The organism is Trinickia sp., assembly GCF_051953405.1.
Classification (GTDB): Bacteria; Pseudomonadota; Gammaproteobacteria; order Burkholderiales; family Burkholderiaceae; genus Trinickia.
The window spans coordinates 173,646-191,513 of the sequence record NZ_JBQCIV010000125.1; the positions used below are offsets into that span (position 1 = coordinate 173,646).

General features: G+C 62.3%; 16 protein-coding genes. 5 read left to right on the plus strand and 11 right to left on the minus strand.

The features are described from left to right. Position 1 precedes the first annotated feature (1 nt). The gene (locus ACTHN9_RS22490; RefSeq protein WP_440538984.1) at positions 2 to 1,369 is read right to left on the minus strand and encodes a TolC family protein; all 1,368 of its coding nucleotides are present in this window, start codon (positions 1,367 to 1,369) and stop codon (positions 2 to 4) included. A gap of 373 nt (positions 1,370 to 1,742) precedes the next feature. Between ACTHN9_RS22490 and ACTHN9_RS22495 the strand changes: the two genes are divergently transcribed. Further along, complete coding sequence (locus ACTHN9_RS22495) at positions 1,743 to 2,939, plus strand: hypothetical protein (RefSeq protein ID WP_440538985.1); 1,197 nt, start codon at positions 1,743 to 1,745, stop codon at positions 2,937 to 2,939. 234 nt (positions 2,940 to 3,173) lie between these two features. Here the strand turns inward: ACTHN9_RS22495 and ACTHN9_RS22500 are convergent, their stop codons facing one another. The 3 genes from ACTHN9_RS22500 to pcaF form a co-directional block, all read right to left on the minus strand. Further along, on the minus strand, positions 3,174 to 3,734 hold the full coding sequence (locus tag ACTHN9_RS22500; protein WP_440538986.1) for an RloB domain-containing protein: 561 nt from the start codon (positions 3,732 to 3,734) through the stop codon (positions 3,174 to 3,176). 6 nt (positions 3,735 to 3,740) lie between these two features. Beyond that, the gene (locus tag ACTHN9_RS22505) at positions 3,741 to 4,973 is read right to left on the minus strand and encodes an AAA family ATPase (RefSeq protein ID WP_440538987.1); all 1,233 of its coding nucleotides are present in this window, start codon (positions 4,971 to 4,973) and stop codon (positions 3,741 to 3,743) included. A gap of 225 nt (positions 4,974 to 5,198) precedes the next feature. Beyond that, positions 5,199 to 6,401 (minus strand): 3-oxoadipyl-CoA thiolase, encoded by a 1,203-nt coding sequence (pcaF, locus tag ACTHN9_RS22510; RefSeq protein ID WP_440538988.1) that lies wholly within the window; start codon positions 6,399 to 6,401, stop codon positions 5,199 to 5,201. Between the two features lie 203 nt (positions 6,402 to 6,604). Between pcaF and ACTHN9_RS22515 the strand changes: the two genes are divergently transcribed. After that, positions 6,605 to 7,489, plus strand: coding sequence for an IclR family transcriptional regulator domain-containing protein (locus ACTHN9_RS22515; protein ID WP_440538989.1), 885 nt, complete (start codon positions 6,605 to 6,607; stop codon positions 7,487 to 7,489). Here the strand turns inward: ACTHN9_RS22515 and pcaD are convergent. The 5 genes from pcaD to pcaH form a co-directional block, all read right to left on the minus strand. After that, complete coding sequence (gene pcaD / locus ACTHN9_RS22520) at positions 7,475 to 8,254, minus strand: 3-oxoadipate enol-lactonase (RefSeq protein ID WP_440538990.1); 780 nt, start codon at positions 8,252 to 8,254, stop codon at positions 7,475 to 7,477. The genes ACTHN9_RS22515 and pcaD overlap by 15 nt on opposite strands. Before the next feature lie 114 nt (positions 8,255 to 8,368). Beyond that, a complete protein-coding gene (locus tag ACTHN9_RS22525) occupies positions 8,369 to 9,007 on the minus strand; it encodes a 3-oxoacid CoA-transferase subunit B (RefSeq protein WP_440538991.1) in 639 nt (212 codons plus the stop codon). A gap of 10 nt (positions 9,008 to 9,017) precedes the next feature. After that, positions 9,018 to 9,707, minus strand: a complete 690-nt coding sequence (locus ACTHN9_RS22530) for a 3-oxoacid CoA-transferase subunit A (protein ID WP_440538992.1) — start codon at positions 9,705 to 9,707, stop codon at positions 9,018 to 9,020. A gap of 134 nt (positions 9,708 to 9,841) precedes the next feature. Then, positions 9,842 to 10,507, minus strand: coding sequence for a protocatechuate 3,4-dioxygenase subunit alpha (pcaG, locus tag ACTHN9_RS22535; protein ID WP_440538993.1), 666 nt, complete (start codon positions 10,505 to 10,507; stop codon positions 9,842 to 9,844). Continuing rightward, positions 10,504 to 11,271 carry a protocatechuate 3,4-dioxygenase subunit beta gene (gene pcaH / locus ACTHN9_RS22540; RefSeq protein ID WP_440538994.1) on the minus strand — a complete coding sequence of 256 codons (768 nt, stop codon included), beginning with the start codon at positions 11,269 to 11,271 and terminating at the stop codon, positions 10,504 to 10,506. The genes pcaG and pcaH overlap by 4 nt, the downstream gene beginning before the upstream one ends. A 149-nt stretch (positions 11,272 to 11,420) precedes the next feature. On the opposite strand from pcaH, the gene ACTHN9_RS22545 reads away from it, so the two are divergent. From ACTHN9_RS22545 to pcaC, 3 genes are all read left to right on the plus strand, one after another. After that, the gene (locus ACTHN9_RS22545; protein WP_440538995.1) at positions 11,421 to 12,401 is read left to right on the plus strand and encodes a LysR substrate-binding domain-containing protein; all 981 of its coding nucleotides are present in this window, start codon (positions 11,421 to 11,423) and stop codon (positions 12,399 to 12,401) included. Positions 12,402 to 12,620: 219 nt separating this feature from the next. Beyond that, entirely contained in the window at positions 12,621 to 13,982 is a 1,362-nt protein-coding gene (locus ACTHN9_RS22550) for a 3-carboxy-cis,cis-muconate cycloisomerase (protein ID WP_440538996.1), read from the plus strand. 35 nt (positions 13,983 to 14,017) lie between these two features. Beyond that, entirely contained in the window at positions 14,018 to 14,404 is a 387-nt protein-coding gene (gene pcaC / locus ACTHN9_RS22555) for a 4-carboxymuconolactone decarboxylase (protein WP_440538997.1), read from the plus strand. Between the two features lie 72 nt (positions 14,405 to 14,476). On the opposite strand, the gene ACTHN9_RS22560 is transcribed toward pcaC, so the two are convergent. Beyond that, positions 14,477 to 15,667: a porin gene (locus ACTHN9_RS22560; protein ID WP_440539052.1), complete on the minus strand. Its 1,191-nt coding sequence runs from the start codon at positions 15,665 to 15,667 to the stop codon at positions 14,477 to 14,479. Between the two features lie 136 nt (positions 15,668 to 15,803). Then, a complete protein-coding gene (locus tag ACTHN9_RS22565) occupies positions 15,804 to 17,723 on the minus strand; it encodes a bifunctional sugar phosphate isomerase/epimerase/4-hydroxyphenylpyruvate dioxygenase family protein (protein WP_440539053.1) in 1,920 nt (639 codons plus the stop codon). Positions 17,724 to 17,868: the final 145 nt, after the last annotated feature.

Genomic DNA, 17,868 nt, shown 5'->3' on the forward strand with positions numbered 1-17,868 from the left:
GTTACCTCACGGGGTCGAGCGGAGCGATGCGTGTGGACGGGAGTCCCGAGCCCAGCTCCAAAGCAAGAGCGATGCGCGCCTCGTCGAGTCCCCGCTCGAGACTGAATACGTCGAGACGCCGATCCAACGCTGTCGATTCGAAATCCGTCAGCGCACGCTGATCGAGATCGCTTCGCGCGAAGGCGGTTCGCGCCGCTTGCGCCTGCGACTCGGTTGTCGCGGCGCTCCGACGAGCCTGTGCTAATTCGCCGGCGATAACGCGGCTGCGCGCGGCGAGCGCGAGGATGCTGGAGACGGCGTCGTCTAGTCGAGCTTGGTATTGCTCGTGAAGCAAGCGCCGTGTGGCACGGGTCTTGGCCACTTCGCCCTGATTGCGATTGAAGATGGGCAAATCGAACGTCGCCGTTGGGCCAGCCGACCGGACGTCGGACGTATCCGATCCGTAGGTGCCGCCCAGGACGAATGCCGGGAACTGCCCGAGAATCGCGGCGCGCACGCTTTCGTCGGCCGAGCGATAACCGAGCTGCAGTGCCACGAGGTCCGGGCGCCTCGCCGGAACGCTCGCAATTTGTGCATCGAGATCTGTGGGTACCTCGGGAAGGTCAGGCGCAGCAATCGCAAACTGAATCCCGGGTTTCATTCCCAGCAGCGCGTCGAGATCTTGCCAATTCTTGAGTTGGTCGAGACGCATCGAGGCGAGCGTATGTTCGGCCGATGCCTTCGAAGCCGCGATCGGACTGAAATCGGATAGGCTCATGCTGCCCGCTTCCACGGCGCGGCTCACGTCCGCCGCCTCTTTCGATATCGATTGGAGGGCGGCCTCGCTGCTTTGGATCGAACGTTCGCCCCAATAGAGATCGACGGCCAAAAGACGAGCCTTCTGCGCGACCTGCCACTCGTTCCAAAGCAGGTTGGCATTCACCTCGGACACATGCGCGCGCGCGGCCGAGACGCGGCTCCGATAGGTCACGAGCGATGCGACGTCTTGCGCCAGCGATGCGGTGAACGCGCCCGTGGTGCCGGGCCCGCCTAGCAACGCGGCATAGCTTAGGCTGACGGACGGATTAGGCAGCGTCGCGCTTTGGGTCACATCCGCGCGTGCGAGATCGAACTCGCCGCGTTCTGTCCGCAGCTCGGGATCGTTGAGGATGGCGAGCAGGCCAACCCGATCGACGCTCAAGGGCTGGCCGACATCGATGACGACCGCCTTCGCCCCGGGTGCCGCGGGAGGCACCGTATGCACGATATCGTCGATGCGATCGGCCAATTGCGCGTGCTCCGCTAGCGGTAGCGGGCGATACGAGGCACACCCTGCGATGGCTAGCGCACTGGCCGCTGCGCCGAGAATGGGTAGGAATCGATTCTTCATTTCATGCCGCCCGCCTTTCTAATTACTTTCCGCAATCTTGCGTAAAGTGTAGAGTTTGACCGAGACGTTATCTATTTGTTAGATTCAGTCGTCATTGGCTAACGGCTCGATCGAAAACCCTTGCCGCATCCGAGATATCCGGCCAAGTGTCGTCGCCGATGGCTTAAGAAATGCTTATGGACAACCTGCGGCACAACGTCCGTCGACGGCTTACCTCGGAAATGCTTAAGGCATGCTTAAAAGAGTCACCGCCCGCAAAATGATTCCAATCGAGTGTTGCGGTTCGGTACGCGGTCGAATCTGACGAAACAAATTCATCGACTTGTCACCGGTGCTTTGAATACTGCCGGCACCTAGCACCGAGGACAAAACGATGAAACGTCAGAAGACCCTGCTTGCCGTCGCACTTTGCTCAGCGCTCGCCGCTTGCGGAGGCGGAAGCGACTCCAGCGTCATTACCACGCCAACGCATGCATCCATCGCCGTACCGTCGAGCGTACAGACGACGTCCGGCTACATCGTCTCGGTATTCGCCCAGGCCCCCGGCAAATCGTCGACTCCGCCCGCATGCGATGCGACCTCGCCGAGTTGCTACACGAAGCCCGATTCGATCGTCCAACTCGGGACCGGGTCGAACTCGACCGTGTTCGTCGCCTACGGCGACGCTGTCCAACCTAACGGCGCTGTCTCGAGCACGAATGCGGCAAGCGGCACCAACCAGATCGTGCAGTACGATTTGAGCGGTAACGTGTTGAAGACATACACCGTCCCGGGCCACAACGACGGCTTGATGGCTTTCGACAGCCATACGATCTGGGCCATGTCCAATGAGGACTCCAGCCCCACGCTCGTCGTGATCGACACGAACGCAGGCACGACGACGACATACACGGCCGATGCCGCGCCGGCGCACGGGGGCGGCCTCGACGACATGCAGATGATCGGCGGCCAAGTCTTCGCGTCGGCCTCGAATCCGTCGCTCAACACGACGACCAATCTTTTCGACAAGCCCGCGATCTACACATTGACGCTCAATGCCGGCAGCTCGACGTATCATCTGACGCCGGTGATGATGGGCAATGCAACCGCGCACGTGATCAATCCGAGCGCCGCGGGCGTGACCGTCGATGCGTCGGGCAATGCCATGCTCGGCAATCCGCTCGTACCGAACGGGTCGACGAACAATCCGGGCGGGTTGCAGGACCCCGACTCGATGGCGATCGATTCGGCCGGGAATCTGGTGCTCGATAGCCAGGCCGATTCCGAACTCGTGTTCGTGAGCAACCCCGGCGCCGCGAACCAATCGGTCAAGGAACTGTTCCTCACGCTCTACACGAATCCGTGGCCGGTGGACGATACGCGTTGGGCGCCGGCGTCGAGCCAATCCATGCTCGTCACCGATACGGGTGCGGGGTTGATCTATAAGATCACGGCCGCGTCCGGCTTCACGTCCGGCTCGATGTACAGCTCCGGTCAAGGGACCGTGCTTCAGGACGACGCCACCACCGGCAATATGACGCCGATCGCGACGGGTATGACGTCGCCGCACGGCATCTTGTTCCTTCAGTAAGGGCGCCAATGGAGCGGCTGCGCGATGCGCTGCACGCATAGGCGGATGGCAATCGACATCCGCCTACCTATCACGCGGTAGCGCGCTCAAACCCGCTCGAGAACCACCGCGATCCCCTGCCCCACGCCGATGCACATCGTGCACAGCGCGTAGTGCCCACCGGTGGAATGCTTATGGGATTCGACACGTCGACGCTGACTTCCCACAACGTTGCGATGTCCCGAACGGCGCCAGCTAGCGATCAGGACTCGCGAGGCCGATCAGCACCAGCAAATGCTCGAGCGCGGGCTCGACCCGGCAAACACGACTCAATGCGACGATGTCGATCTTCGCGCCCAACCTCTCTCTGCCCGAATTCTTTTCGTACCCGGGCCAAGCCGCTCGCAGTTGGTTCTCGCTTTCTGCCGACGTTGGCGGCCTTCGAAAGGTGCATTCCTCCAAGTGGCGTAGCAACAAAGCTTCGTGACAGGGATCCTGCCAAATCAGGCGTAGCCCTAGCTTTCCGGCGAGCCGATCGCAATCGGCGTCGCGTTGCAAGTTCCTACCTCGTTGATCGCTGTCGAGAAGCACATACTTTCCGACGAATTTATCGCGCCCTTGCATGGCCTGTCGCCTCAGCGCCTTCTGAGCCGATTCGATATTCGCCAAATGATCCCCGCCGTTCAGCACATCCGCAACGAGTTGATGCGCAGGTTGTCGGCCCAACAATTGCTGCAGCAGCGCGACGTAGCTGCGTTCGCTCTCGCCTTCGCAACCGACGAATACACGGCGTCGTTGTCGTATGCTTTTTGGCACGTTGTCTTATCCGATCATCGGAACCGCGCCGAATGCGCCGCCCATGTATTTTCGATAGTAGTTATCGACCCGCCTCACCCCTTGAATGTCTTTCAATCCATAGATTTCGGTCGCTCCGCTCGCGTCTTTCTCGCAAAAATAAATTTCCTCTTTAGACAACTCTTCCAGCAACGACGCGTTCTGACACGTCATCCAGAGCTGAGCATTTCGAGCATTGCGCGTCTCCGAATAAAACCATCGCAAAATCTCCGGCAATATCAATGGATGAATTGCCAGATCCATCTCATCGATCACGGCAATACCTCCGTTTTTCAGCACATAAGCCAAGTGAGGGTATATGTACAGGAACTGACGGGTGCCGTGACTCTCTAGTACTAACGGGACATCGCGCGAGAGGCCCTCGTGCTGAAAAGATGCGACAAGACCTTGGCTTCCCGTCCCGATGGACATCGAGCGAATACCGAGGTCGACGTTCGCCAGATCCTTGTTTACCGAGGCCAGAATGTCAGGATTCGATTGGTAAAATTGCAGCATAGCCGGTTCATTGAACGCGGATTTTTCGACAAAAATGTTTGACGAAATCTGTCGCGCCATCTGTTGAATCAGCTTCGACGGCTCATGATCGAGTTGCGCAAGCGTCGATATCACGCTCGCATTGTCGCGCAAAATCTGCTTCAAGACAGCCTTATGCTTCGACATCCCGAACTCTGTCGACGCAGTCACATCGCCAGCACCATTTCGCTCGAACAGACGAATGCGGCGTTTCGCAAACGACGGCCACGCATACAGTGCTTCGTTAAGCACCGTTCGTCGACCTTCCTTCAGTTGAATTTGCAGTTCGTATGCGTAGCGGCAGCGAGTGTCGGTAACAAAAGCGCTCCGGTTTTGCCCTAGCGCCGGAAAAATGCGCTCATGACCGGCAAACTCGACGGCCAAGGTAGTCGGCGCGGCAACATGCTCCCCCCCCCAAAACGGCTCGAAGGGAAGCGAAGCGCTGGCGCCGAATTGAAAGCTGTCGTTGATGAACCACGTGACGTGTTGTATTGCGCGCAGCACGGTCGACTTACCCGCGGCGTTCGGACCAAACAGCGCGATGACCTTCGGAACGCGCTTGCCCGAGCCGCTCCAAGTCTCTGCATAACGCTCGGGATTGTCGTTGACCGCTGCGCCGATCGTCAGATCGATCACCTGCCGCTCGCGAATCGACATGAAGTTTTCAATGGTCAAGCAGTGGATCACTGCACTCTCCTAGTTCGTGGAGAGCATGTTACAACAAAAAAATGTTGTTTTTTGTCTCTTACATTGATAAAAACAAGGATGTATCGTCACATTTTGCAAAAATTCGACGAATACGCCGCTTCGACGATGAAAACGCTGTCCGTCGGGCAGGTGGCCGGCGGTTCGAGGCGCGCGCAGGCCGGGGGAATCGACGTGCGCCGCCATCGGGCGATGGTGCCCGCGAGCCTAAACCCGCTCGAGAACCACCGCGATCCCCTGCCCCACGCCGATGCACATCGTGCACAGCGCGTAGCGCCCCCCAGTCCGGGCAAGTTGATACATCGCGGTCGTGGCAAGACGCGCCCCCGATGCCCCGAGCGGGTGACCCAGCGCAATCGCGCCGCCGTTCGGGTTCAGCCGCTCGTCGGTATCGGCGAGATCGAGCGCTCGCGCAACGGCCAACGCTTGCGCGGCGAACGCTTCGTTCAGCTCGATCACATCCATTTGGTCCAGCGTGAGCCGCGCTACGCTCAACACTTTGCGTACCGCATCGATCGGCCCTACGCCCATGATTCGCGGCGCGACACCGGCCGTTGCCATCGCCACCACGCGCGCACGAGGCGTCAACCCGAACCGCGCAGCCGTTTTTTCATTGGCCAGCAAAAGCGCACACGCGCCGTCGTTCACGCCCGACGCGTTGCCGGCCGTCACCGTGCCGTCGGGGCGCACCACGCCCTTGAGTTTGGCCAGCGCCTCGATCGTCGTCGCACGCGGATGCTCATCCTTCGCCACCACGACCGGATCGCCCTTCTTCTGCGCGATCGTGACGGGAACGATCTCTTCGTCGAAGCGGCCGCTTGCCTGTGCCGCTGCCGCCCGCTGCTGGCTGCGCAGCGCGAATGCGTCCTGATCTTCGCGACCGATGCCGAATTCGAAGGCGACGTTTTCCGCGGTTTCGGGCATCGAATCGACGCCGTACATCGTGCGCATCGCCGGATTGACGAATCGCCAACCGATCGTCGTGTCTTCGATCTTCGCCGCCCGCGAAAATGCACTCTCCGCCTTACCCATCACGAACGGCGCCCGGCTCATGCTCTCGACGCCGCCCGCAATCATCAATTGCGTTTCGCCACTCTTGAGCGCGCGCGCAGCCAGGCCGAGCGCATCGAGCCCCGAGCCGCAAAGGCGATTGACCGTACTTCCCGGCACACCTTCCGGCAAGCCAGCCAGCAGGGTTGCCATGCGTGCGACATTGCGATTGTCTTCGCCGGCCTGATTGGCGCAGCCGAAGAGCACGTCGTCGACCGCCCCCCAATCGACGTCCTGATTACGCGCGATCAGCGCCTTGAGCGGCACGGCAGCGAGATCGTCGGCGCGCACCGGCGCCAGCGCGCCGCCGTAGCGGCCAATCGGCGTCCGGATCGCATCGCAAATAAAAGCGTTTTCCATTGCAACTCCTTGGCTAATGAGACTTCGACTCGCGATCGGATCGATGCCCGTTCGTCCGAGTGCGATTAACAGAATTTGGTGCGGTTATCGAACTACAATACGCAGCACACGCAGCACAGCACCGACATCCCACGGCAGCGGCCGGCAACACCGCGCCAAAGCACGATGGGTCTCGCAACACCCGCACACTTCAAGGAATGTCCATGAAACGAACGAGCCGCCGCGACGAACTGCCATCGCACGCGGACAGCGTCGAGCCGTCGGAAGCGATCGAGCCTTCGCCCTCTGAAGCGCGGTCGGCATCGGAAGCGGCATCGACATCGACATCGGCCGGCGATCCGAATTTCATGACCTCGCTCGAACGCGGCCTGGCTGTCCTGCAAGCGTTCTCGCAAGAGCGTCGCGTCTTGACCACCTCTCAGATCAGCCAGCGCACCGGCATTCCTCGCGCCGCGGTGAGACGCTGCCTCTATACCTTGACTAAGCTGGGTTTCGTGACCGAGGAAGACAATCGTCTGTTCTCGCTGCGTCCCCGCGTACTCAAGCTCGGCCACGCCTACCTCGCTACGACGCCGCTCGCGCACGCGGCACAACCCGTTCTGCGCCATATCAGCACCACGCTCAACGAATCGAGTTCGGTGGCCATTCTCGACGGCGACGAAATCCTCTACATCGCGCGCGCATCCACCTCGCGCATCATGTCGATCGACCTGCATATCGGCAGCCGCTTGCCCGCCTATTGCACGTCGATGGGTCGCGTGCTGCTGGCCCACTTCAGCGACGAAGCGCTCGACGCCTATCTCGATCGCACGAAACTCATTCAATACACGCCCCGCACGATCGTCTCGCGCGAGGGCTTGCGCAGCACGCTCGAATCCGTGCGCGCCAACGGCTATGCACTCGTCGATCAAGAACTGGAAATCGGCCTGCGCTCGATTGCCGTTCCCATTATCGGCACCGGTCGCCAGGTCAGCGCCGCGCTCAACGTCGGTGTGCAAGCGGCGCGCATATCGATCGCGGAAATGGAGAGCCGGATTCTTCCCGTATTGCGCGAGGGGGCGCAGGAACTCGCGCTACTGGCCGTCTGATTCCATCAGAAACGCGAGGACGGTCGAGTCGAACGCTTGCGCCGCCTCGATGTTGGACAGGTGCGAGGCTTCCAGCGTCGCCATTCGTGCGCCCGGCACGCGCTCGACGATGAAGCGCGCATCGTCGAGCGTCGTCACCGGATCGCTCGCCCCTGCGATCACGAGCATCGGCGCGGTTATCTTCGCGATCTCGTCACGCAGATCCGCTACCGACAAGGCATCGCAACACCCGGCATATCCTTGGCTCGGTGTTGCTCGCAATCGATCCGTCATGCGCTGCACGACCTCGGGCTGCCGCTGCACGAACGCCGGCGTGAACCAACGCCCCGCCGCCCCGCTCGCCACCTCGTCCATGCCGCGCTCGCGCACGAGCGCCGCCCGATCGCGCCACCCTTGCAACGTTCCGATGCGCGCCGCGGTATTGGCGACGATCAACTTATCGATGCGGTCCGAGGCATGGACGCCGAGCCACTGCCCTGTCAACCCGCCCATCGAAATGCCGCAAACATGCGCGCGTTCGATGTTTAGCGCGTCGAGCACGGCAAGCACGTCGCGCCCCAGCGTATCGAGCGTGTATTCGCCCGCCGGGGCAATCGAAGCGCCATGCCCGCGCGTGTCGTAACGAACGACCCGAAAGTGCTTCGATAACGCGTCGAGTTGAGGCGACCACATCTCGATCGTCGTGCCGAGCGAATTCGAAAGGACGAGAGCGGGTGCGCCATCCGGGCCCGCGACCGTATAGGCGATACCTTGCGCCTGTTGCATGCTGGCCGTCTCCAATGAACTGAAATGCGAAGGGTACGAAGGGTGCGAAACGATGCGGAATCGCTCGACATCCGAGCCGCCTTTGCATCGCGTTTCTATCGATGCGCTTGTCGCTTACGACCGCAAGAGCGGCACCGGCGTCACTTCCTGCAACGCTTCGAATGTGAGCCCTTCAGCCATATCGGTGACGACTAGGCCGGCTTCCGTCACATCGATCACCGCCAAATCCGTATAGATGCGATCGACGCAGCCGATCCCCGTCAGCGGATACGTACACGCTGGCACGAGCTTGCATTCGCCGGACTTCGTCAGATGATCCATCATGACGAACACCTGCTTGGCGCCGATCGCCAAATCCATCGCTCCGCCCACGGCCGGAATCGCGTCCGCCGCACCCGTGTGCCAATTGGCCAAATCGCCCGTGCTCGATACCTGGAAAGCCCCGAGCACGCAGATGTCGAGATGGCCGCCGCGCATCATCGCGAACGAATCGCCGTGATGGAAGAACGCCCCGCCTTCGAGCAGCGTCACAGGCTCCTTGCCCGCGTTGATGAGTTCGGCGTCTTCCTCGCCAGGGGCGGGTGCCGGGCCCATGCCCAACAGGCCGTTCTCGCTATGCAGAAACACTTCGCGCTCGGCCGGCAAGTAATTGGCGACCTTCGTCGGCAAGCCGATACCGAGGTTCACGTAGGCGCCTTCCGGGATGTCCCGAGCAACGCGTTGGGCGATTTGATCGCGGGTCCATTTGTTCATCGCAAGCTCCTCATGCGGCATGGGCGAGTGCGCCCGCTTGCGGGACGGCCACGACGCGTTGCGTAAAAATCCCCGGCGTGACGATCGTTTCGGGATCGAGCGAACCGAGCGGGACGATCTCCGAGACTTGCGCGATCGTCGTTGTCGCGGCCATCGCCATGATCGGGCCGAAGTTACGCGCCGCCTTGCGGTAGACGAGATTGCCCCAGCGATCGCCGCGATGCGCTTTGATCAACGCGAATTCGGCCTTAATCGGATATTCGAGCACATAGGGCTTGCCGTCGATTACGCGCGTTTCCTTGCCTTCGGCCAAACGCGTGCCGTAGCCGGTCGGCGTGAACACCGCACCCAAGCCGGCACCGGCTGCTTGAATGCGCAACGCAAGATTGCCCTGCGGAACGAGTTCGAGTTCGATCTCGCCGGCGCGGAACAGGGCATCGAAGATTTGCGAATCGGCTTGGCGCGGGAACGAGCAAATGATCTTGCGCACACGCCGTGCCTTGAGCAGCGCGGCGAGGCCCACTTCGCCGTTGCCCGCGTTGTTGTTCACGATCGTGAGTTCGCGCGCGCCCTGGGCGATGAGCGCGTCGATGAGTTCGGCCGGTTGGCCGGCCGAACCGAAGCCGCCGATCATGACGGTGGCACCGTCGGCGATATCGGCAACGGCGGCTTCGAGCGAGGAAAAAGTCTTATCAATCATCGGTGTTTGCGCCTGCGGGAAGCGCCTCCGGCATCGGGTTGACGACCAATGTAGAGGTCCGCTCCATCGCAGTCAACGCCGATTATCGAAATACTGTGCGATTATCGAGCACACCATCTTCGTCCGAGACGGCCTCAGATGTCGAAGAACACAGTCTCTCGGCCCCCGTCCGGCGTGTCTTGCAGCCGAATATCGAGCGAATACACGGCGGTGCCATCGCGCTCGCCGCGTTGCGCAATCAACGTGCTGCGCCGCACTTCCCATTCGATGCCCGTCAGGACGGGATCGCTGCGGTTCGATTCGGCTTCGTCGCTGAAATAAAGCCTCGTATGAAGGCCGACGTTGATGCCGCGTGCGAATAGGAGAAGACAGACATGAGGGGCTTGCAGCGCGCCGGCCGGCCCGGGCACGCGGCCGGGCTTGATCGTGTCGAAACGGAATACGCCGGTTTCGAAATCCGCGCCGGCCCGTCCCCATCCGCGAAAGGACGGATCGAGAGGCAACGCGCGGTCATCGCCTGGATGCGCGTACCGGCCGTCCGCGTTGGCTTGCCATAGTTCGACGAGCACGTCGCGTGCAAGCGTGCCCGAGCCGTCGAACACGCGGCCCTCGATCGCGATGCGCTCGCCTCGCGTCTCGGGCGTCGCCAGTACGTCGCCGAACGTGTTTTCGAAGATGTCGAAACCGGCCTGCTGCGGCGCAAGTCCGATATGGACATAGGGGCCGCCCGTCTGCGACGCTGTTTCGGGAAAACGAACCGGCCCAAAAGCGGGCACTGCGGGAAAGAGTGGACGATTCATCGTTGGGCTCCTTGGGCGCCTTGCTTAGAAGGCTCGAAGTACGTCATCCGCCGGCCTCGCAACGTGATGTCGAAGCGATAGCAACGGCTATCGAGCGCGATGTTGTTACCGGTGTCGCACAGCGCGATCAGCCCGCGTACCTGTTCTTCGCTCGGGAGCGTCTTGATGATGGGGCATTGCGCGATCAACGGATCGCCTTCGAAGTACATCTGCGTGATCAAGCGCTGCGCCCAGCCGTCGCCGCTCAGCGAGTAGTGAATATGCGACGGGCGCCAGTCGTTGATGCGGTTGCGCCACGGATAGGGGCCCGGCTTGATCGTCCGATAGACGTAATAGCCGTTCTCGTCGGTCAGCATGCGCCCGCAGCCGCCGAAGTTCGGATCGATCGGCGCAATGTATTTGTCGTTGCGATGCCGATAGCGGCCACCGGCGTTCGCCTGCCAGACTTCGACCAGCGCGTTCCGAACCGGGCGGCCGAATTCGTCGCGCACATAACCGTGCACGACGATGCGTTCGCCGATCGGCAAGCCGTCCTTCGCAAAGTTCAAGATGAGGTCGTTGTCGAGCGGCCCCAGCTCGTCGGCGCGAAAGACGGGACCCGTCCGCTCCGATAACGTGTTCAGCGTCGAAATCAGCGCGTTGCGCGGGGAGCGCAGCACGCTCGTTTTGTAGCCCGGCGTATAGGCCGCGGGATGCGAGGCCGTATCGCGTTGGGCGAAATCGCCATAGGTGCCGCCTAAAGCGGCCGGTTGTGGATCCGACATCGTCGCTCTCCTCTTCCTCTGAATGGGTGGATGCGGCCAAGCTCGCGGGATTTGCGCTTAGCGTGGCCGGCTATGCTCGACGCCCACTGTATTGCCCCAGCCCGCGCGCGTAAATTGACTTCTGTTCCGCCGATCCATAACCTGTAGTAATGGAAACCAAAATCAGCTTTCGTCATGTCAGTTGCTTTCTCGCGATCGCTCGCGAGCGCAATCTCGGGCGGGCCGCCGAGCGACTGAATTTGACTCAGCCGGCCGTATCGAAGACGTTGAACGAACTCGAATCGCTTGCGCACGTGCGGCTCGTCGAACGCGGCAGACACGGCGCGCGCTTGACACCCGCCGGCGAGCACTTCCTTCGCTACGCCGTTGGCGTTGCCCAAGCGATGGAATCGGCCGCCGCGGCGCTGCAGGGCCCCGCGGCGCCGCCCGTGCGCATTCTGACGGTGGGCGCACTGCCGACCGTTGCGAGCGGCGTCTTGCCCGACGCACTCGTGCGCCTTCGCGAGCTTCATCCGCAAACGGGCGTGCGCCTTCATACCGCAACGAATCAACCGCTGCTCTCCGCGCTGAAGGCGGGGCAGCTCGATTGCGTCGTCGGACGAATGACCGAGCCCGCGACGATGCAGGGGCTATCCTTCGAATTGCTGTATGCGGAGCCGCTCGTCATGGCCGTCCGCCCACGGCACCCGCTGCTCGCGGCTCGCCGGGCGTCGCCGCAAGCGGTGCTCGAGTTTCCGCTCGTCGTGGCGCCCGCCGGCACCGTCCCGAGGGTCCATATCGACGCGTTCTTCGACGCCCATGCGTTGCATGTCCCGGCCAATTGCACGGAAACGCTGTCCGTCTCCGTCGCACGCTTGCTAGCGCGACGCTCGGACGCGATCTGGATCACACCGGCATTCGCGGCGCGCGACGACCTCATGCGCGGCGAATTGGCGAGGCTGCCGCTTGCGCTTCCCAATGCCGAGGAACCCGTCGGCCTCTTGCGCCGCAGCGCAGGAAAACCGTCGGAAGCCGTGGAAGCATTGGCCGACATTCTGCGCGAACTGACTCGTGCAGGCGCGCCAAAAGGCCAGCCCCAGACGAAGACATCGCCCAAGCGTTCCGCCCCATCAGGCAAAGGCAAGCGGTGACGGCGTCCCGCCTCGATACAACGCGCCGGTACTATGCGTAGGTATAGCGCGTAGGCTTGACCCCGGTCACGCCGAAGCATAGGATCGAGAAATTCGTTCGATATCGATAAGAATGTTCGATAATCGCACAACGATACGGATCGAACGGAGCCCGATCTTGCGCGGGAATCGATCGCCCGCCCCCTCACACGCTCCCTTTGCTTGTTTCAATCCGCTCCCATGTTCGCGTACGAAGGACGACTCAACGACAGACTGACCTCGACCGCGGCGATGCTCGCAGTGTTTGCGCCGAAAGCGACCGTGCAGCGCATGCTCGATGTCGAAGCCGCGCTCGCCCGCGCGCTCGCGCAAGCCGGCGTCATTCCAGTCGACGCCGTCGCGCCGATCGTCGCGGCGTGCCACGCCGATCGAATCGATGCTGGCGCGCTGACGGAAGGTGCCGCGCGGGCCGGCAATCTCGCCATCCCGCTCGTCAAGCAATTGACGGCGTGCGTCGGCGCGCAATCGGCCGAAGCGGCGAAATACGTGCATTGGGGCGCGACGAGTCAAGACATCATCGATAGCGGCTCGGTGCTCCAACTGCGCGACGCGCTCGATTTGATTCAAGCGGGTGTCGATGCGCTATGCGCCGCACTCGCGCAGCAAGCTATGCGATACCGCGAGACGCCGATGGTCGGTCGCACTTGGCTGCAGCAGGCCTTGCCGATCACATTGGGCTTGAAGTTCGCGCAATGGCTCGATGCGATGGAAAGGCACCGCGAGCGGCTCGGTCAGTTGCGAGCGCGCGCGCTTGCCCTGCAGTTCGGCGGCGCGGCCGGCACATTAGCGAGCCTGGGCGATGCGGCGCAGCGCGTCGCGCAAGCGCTGGCCGAGGCGCTATCGTTGCCGTTGCCGAGCGTGCCGTGGCATACGCAACGCGACCGCATCGCCGAAGCCGCCAGCGTGCTCGGCCTGCTGACGGGCACGCTGGGAAAAATCGCGCGCGACATTTCGCTTCAAATGCAAACCGAAGTCGGCGAGTTGAGCGAGCCGTCTGCGTCGGGTAAGGGCGGATCGTCGACCATGCCGCACAAGCGCAATCCCGTGGGCTGCGCGGCGGTCCTGACGGCCGCGGCGCGCGTGCCGCCCCTTGTTGCGACGATGCTCAGTGCCATGGTGCAAGAACACGAACGCGCCCTGGGCGGCTGGCAAGCCGAGTGGGAAACGCTGCCCGACATTGCTCGCCTCACGGCCGGCGCGCTCGCGAGCATCACGGAGATCGTGGAGGGTCTCGAGATCGATGCCGCGCGCTTATCGGCCAACCTCGACCTCACGCAGGGCCTGATTTTGGGCGAGGCCGTCATGCTCGCACTGGGCGGATCGCTGGGGCGTTTGCGGGCGCACGAACTCGTCGAACACGCGGCGCGCGAAGCGGTCGATAGCGGCCGGCCTCTGCGCCAGGTGCTCGCCGATATCCCCGATGTCATGCGCGTGCTCGACGAGCGGCAACTCGACGCCCTGCTCGATCCCGCCAATTACAGCGGACAGGCATGCCGGTTCGTCGATGCCGTCCTCGAACGGTATCGTGCGGCGCGTGCGTGATCTCCCGTTTTCGAATCGATCCGAGAATCCTATCCATGAAAGACGAAGAGCGTTACGAAGCAGGTATGCAAGTGCGGCGCGCCGTGCTCGGCGATGCCCATGTGGACCGTGCGCTGGCCAACCGCACCGATTTGACGAGCGAGTTCCAGGATCTGATCACGCGCTATGCGTGGGGCGAGATTTGGACGCGCGAAGCGTTGCCGCGCCATACGCGAAGCTTATTGACGATTGCGATGATGGTGGCGCTCAATCGCTCGGAAGAATTGGCATTGCATCTGCGCGCGGCGAAGAACAACGGCGTGACGCGCGACGAAATCAAGGAGGTGCTCATGCAGAGCGCGATCTATTGCGGCGTGCCGGCCGCCAATTCCGCGTTCCATCTTGCCGAGCGGATTTTCCGCGAAGAGGACGGCACGGTTTAAAGCGCTAAACGCCGGTTTCGCGCATCGAAACCTTCGTTCCGATGCGCGAAAACCGAGCCGCTTAATCGATCGTCAGAACAACGTCGCGATACCGAACATGCCGACGAACTGCGCATGCGTGGACGACGGCGTGCCGTTTTGCGAATCGCCGACCGACGGCGCCGCGTCGACGATATTGCCGGCCCCAGCGCTGCCGAGCGTCTGCCCGCTTGCGTGCTGATAGGCCTGCAGCGCATACAGCGTCGTGCGCTTGGACAAGTGATATGCCTCCTTCAACGAATATTGTGCGTAGCGCGCCGCACTGCTAATCCCATTGGCCTTCGATGCCGCGGTGTACGCCACGCCAGCGCCGACGTCGAATGCGGGCGTGAAGCGATAGGACGCGAGCGCGGCGTAGGTATTGAACACGGCGGTCGAGTGGAACAGGGAATGTCCGCCCGCCTGATATTCGACGTTCGAATACGACAGCCCTAAAACGAGATTGCCGAGCGTGTAGTTGCCGGCAGCCGCAATGTGCTGCACCGCGTTCGCCGAAGCGTAGCCCGTATTCAGTGCCGACACGCCGAAGCTGCCCGTCGACGACGGATCGAAACCGGTCGTACGCTGCGCATTGTCCATGCGCAAGTATCCAAGTGCGAGGGTGATCGGGCCATTCAAATAACGCAGGGCACCGCTGTAGGTTTGCCCGAGCCCCGTACTGCCGGCAATGCCGCCGAATGCATACATGGCGCTCGCTTGCAGGCCGCCCCAGCTTGGCGAGGTATAGACGAGCGAGTTGTTGATCCGCACCGTCGTGTCGAGCCCGTCGATATCGCCGGGATGCGCACCGGTTGCGCCGGTGAGCCAGGAGCTGCCGGTGAGCGGGCCGACGAACATGTAGTACGGGGTGTATTGGCGTCCCGCCGTCAACGTCCCGACGCGAGCGTTTTGAAGCCCGACGTAGGCTTGCCGATTGAACATGAGGCCCGAGGACGAAAGCGCGCCGGTATTCAAGTCGAAGCCGTTCTGGAGATCGAAAATCGCGAGCGTTCCGCCGCCGAGGTCTTCCTTGCCTTGCAGCCCGAACTTCGATGCATACAAGTTGCCTTGCCGCAGATAAACGTTCGAGTGGCCTTTCTGGTTGTTGACGTACGTCAACGCGTCATCCACGGCGCCGTATAGCGTCACGCTGCTCTGTGCGAAGGCGGGCGTCCACGAGAGCGCCGCTGCCGCGACAGCCACCGCGATCGTCGTGCGGCCGATTTGAGTGCCGGAAGTATTCATCATGCGTCTTTCTCCAATCTCCAAGGGTCATCGCCGCGAGTGGTGCCCGCGGTCTTTGTGATAAAGCGAAGGAATGCGCCGGGCCCAGCGGCGCGTACGAGTTGCGCGATGGCATAGCGATAGCGGATAGGGGGAACTAGGTCACCCCGCTGCCTTGACGCTGGCGTGCCTGAGCGGCCAAGCGCACCGCGGCGTTCGGTGCGCCATAGCCGTCGTATCCCCCGCGCCGCTCTACGATTTCGAGAAAGAACCGTTGATCGAGCGTCTCGGTGTACGCGTGGATAAACTCGCCACCGCGCTCGTCTCGGTCATAAAGCAGATCGTGCGCGCGCAACTTCGCGAGGAACGCTTCAGCTAGCCCGTAGCGGGCTTCGAGATCGTCGTAGTAGTTGCGCGGAATGTGCAACAGCGGCAAACCCGCCGCCTTCAACTCGGACACCGCACGGAAGATATCGTCCGTGCCGAACGCGACATGGTTCAGCCCCGTTCCGCCGTATACATGCACCGCCTCGGCCACCGCCGTATGCCCGTCCGCCGACGCGTTGAGCACAATGCGCAGTGAACCGCCCGGGTGACTGAACGCGCGCGAACGCACCAGCCCGTATGGATCCGGCACGGTAACGGTCGGCTGCGCATCCATCCCGAACACGGCCTTCAAGAACAAGGTCCAACTATCGAGCGCGCCCATCGGCAAGGCCAAGCACACGTGATCGATGCCGGTTAACGGTCCGACTTCGCTCGGCCCATCGACATCGGTCAATATGAAATCCGCTTCGAACAGGGTCGGCTGGCCCGACGTTTCATTCACTAAGTAGTTAATACTGCCGTCGGGGGAACGCACGGCAGGTACGACGCGTTCTCGCGGGCCAATGCGCTCGGCAAACGGTGCATAGCCGAAACCGGCGGCGCGCTCGAGCGCCTGCTCCGCATCGTCGAGACGAAACGCCGATGCGCAAAGCGAGAGCCCGTGTTGCTCAAAGAACGCGCTGGCGAACGAATCGGGCTCGGCGTTCAGCACGATCGCCGCCGCGCCGTGCTGGTATAGCGCGACATCCTTCGACCGGTGCCGCCCCGCGCGCCTAAAGCGCAACTTTTCGAGCCAATCGACAAGATGGCCGCGCGAGAGCGGATCGACGGCGAATTCCAAAAATTGCGTCGAGAGATGCTCCGTCACCGGAGGCGGCGCATAAAGCGGCAATGTCTCCGTATCGGTAGCGGTATCGGCAGCGGTCTCGCCCCCTAACAAGGCCCGCGTATGGGCCTCCAGCAACAGCAACGAGCGGTAGCCATCGGCCGCCGTCGCCGCCGGCGGCGCACCGCGGAAGCCATCGTTGAACACCTCGAGCGAGAGCGGCCCGCGGTACCCGCTCTTGATCACGTGGGCGGTGAACTCAGCTAGGGCGAAATCGCCCTGCCCCGGAAAGCATCGGTAGTGGCGGCTCCATTCGATCACGTCCATTTGGATGCGCGGCGCATCCGCAATCTGCACGAATCCGATCCGTTCGCCGGGTATCGACTCGATGTGCACCGGCGAATCGACGAGCGAGAGCGTGTGGAAGCTATCGAGCGCCAGCGTGAGGTTCGGATGATCGACGGCATCGACGAGTCGCCATGCGTGACCGTACGTCTTGACGTGTCGTCCCCATGCCAGCGCCTCGTAGCAAGCCGTCACACCCGCTGCCTGCGCTTCGTGCGCCAATACCGAGAGTTGATCCGCGATCAACGCGTCGTTGCAAATCGTATCGCTCGATGCGCTGCTGCACACGAGCAAGCGGTCCGTGCCGAGCGCATGCATCACGTCGAACTTGCGCTTGAGACGCTCGACGTTGCGATTCAGGCGTTGCGCGTCGACGCCTTCGAAGTCGCGAAACGGCTGATACAGCACGATTTTCAGCCCGAGATCGTCGCACATCCGACGGACATCGGCCGGCGTGCCGTCGTAGTAAAGCAGATCGTTCTCGAAGATCTCGACGCATCCGAACCCGGCGGTGCGAATGGCGCGCAGCTTCTCGGCCAGCGTGCCGCTGATCGAGACAGTCGCGATCGACCGCTGCAGCGGTGCGTCGGCGGGAGAGACAGGTCGGTTCTGCATGGGCGGTGTAGAGCGCTGTGCTCGGTGCGAATGAACAAACAAACGAAGTTCCAGGCGCCGCTTCCCCGCCCGTTGATCGGACGAATACAGGCGCACGGACGATGCGGCG

What these genes read in the sequence shown, in the direction of transcription:
- ACTHN9_RS22490 (WP_440538984.1), bottom strand. Translation starts at nt 1,369, where the DNA reads ATGAAGAATCGATTCCTACCCATTCTCGGCGCAGCGGCCAGTGCGCTA.
- ACTHN9_RS22495 (WP_440538985.1), top strand. Translation starts at nt 1,743, where the DNA reads ATGAAACGTCAGAAGACCCTGCTTGCCGTCGCACTTTGCTCAGCGCTC.
- pcaF (WP_440538988.1), bottom strand. Translation starts at nt 6,401, where the DNA reads ATGGAAAACGCTTTTATTTGCGATGCGATCCGGACGCCGATTGGCCGC.
- ACTHN9_RS22515 (WP_440538989.1), top strand. Translation starts at nt 6,605, where the DNA reads ATGAAACGAACGAGCCGCCGCGACGAACTGCCATCGCACGCGGACAGC.
- pcaD (WP_440538990.1), bottom strand. Translation starts at nt 8,254, where the DNA reads ATGCAACAGGCGCAAGGTATCGCCTATACGGTCGCGGGCCCGGATGGC.
- ACTHN9_RS22525 (WP_440538991.1), bottom strand. Translation starts at nt 9,007, where the DNA reads ATGAACAAATGGACCCGCGATCAAATCGCCCAACGCGTTGCTCGGGAC.
- ACTHN9_RS22530 (WP_440538992.1), bottom strand. Translation starts at nt 9,707, where the DNA reads ATGATTGATAAGACTTTTTCCTCGCTCGAAGCCGCCGTTGCCGATATC.
- pcaG (WP_440538993.1), bottom strand. Translation starts at nt 10,507, where the DNA reads ATGAATCGTCCACTCTTTCCCGCAGTGCCCGCTTTTGGGCCGGTTCGT.
- pcaH (WP_440538994.1), bottom strand. Translation starts at nt 11,271, where the DNA reads ATGTCGGATCCACAACCGGCCGCTTTAGGCGGCACCTATGGCGATTTC.
- ACTHN9_RS22545 (WP_440538995.1), top strand. Translation starts at nt 11,421, where the DNA reads ATGGAAACCAAAATCAGCTTTCGTCATGTCAGTTGCTTTCTCGCGATC.
- ACTHN9_RS22550 (WP_440538996.1), top strand. Translation starts at nt 12,621, where the DNA reads ATGTTCGCGTACGAAGGACGACTCAACGACAGACTGACCTCGACCGCG.
- pcaC (WP_440538997.1), top strand. Translation starts at nt 14,018, where the DNA reads ATGAAAGACGAAGAGCGTTACGAAGCAGGTATGCAAGTGCGGCGCGCC.
- ACTHN9_RS22560 (WP_440539052.1), bottom strand. Translation starts at nt 15,667, where the DNA reads ATGAATACTTCCGGCACTCAAATCGGCCGCACGACGATCGCGGTGGCT.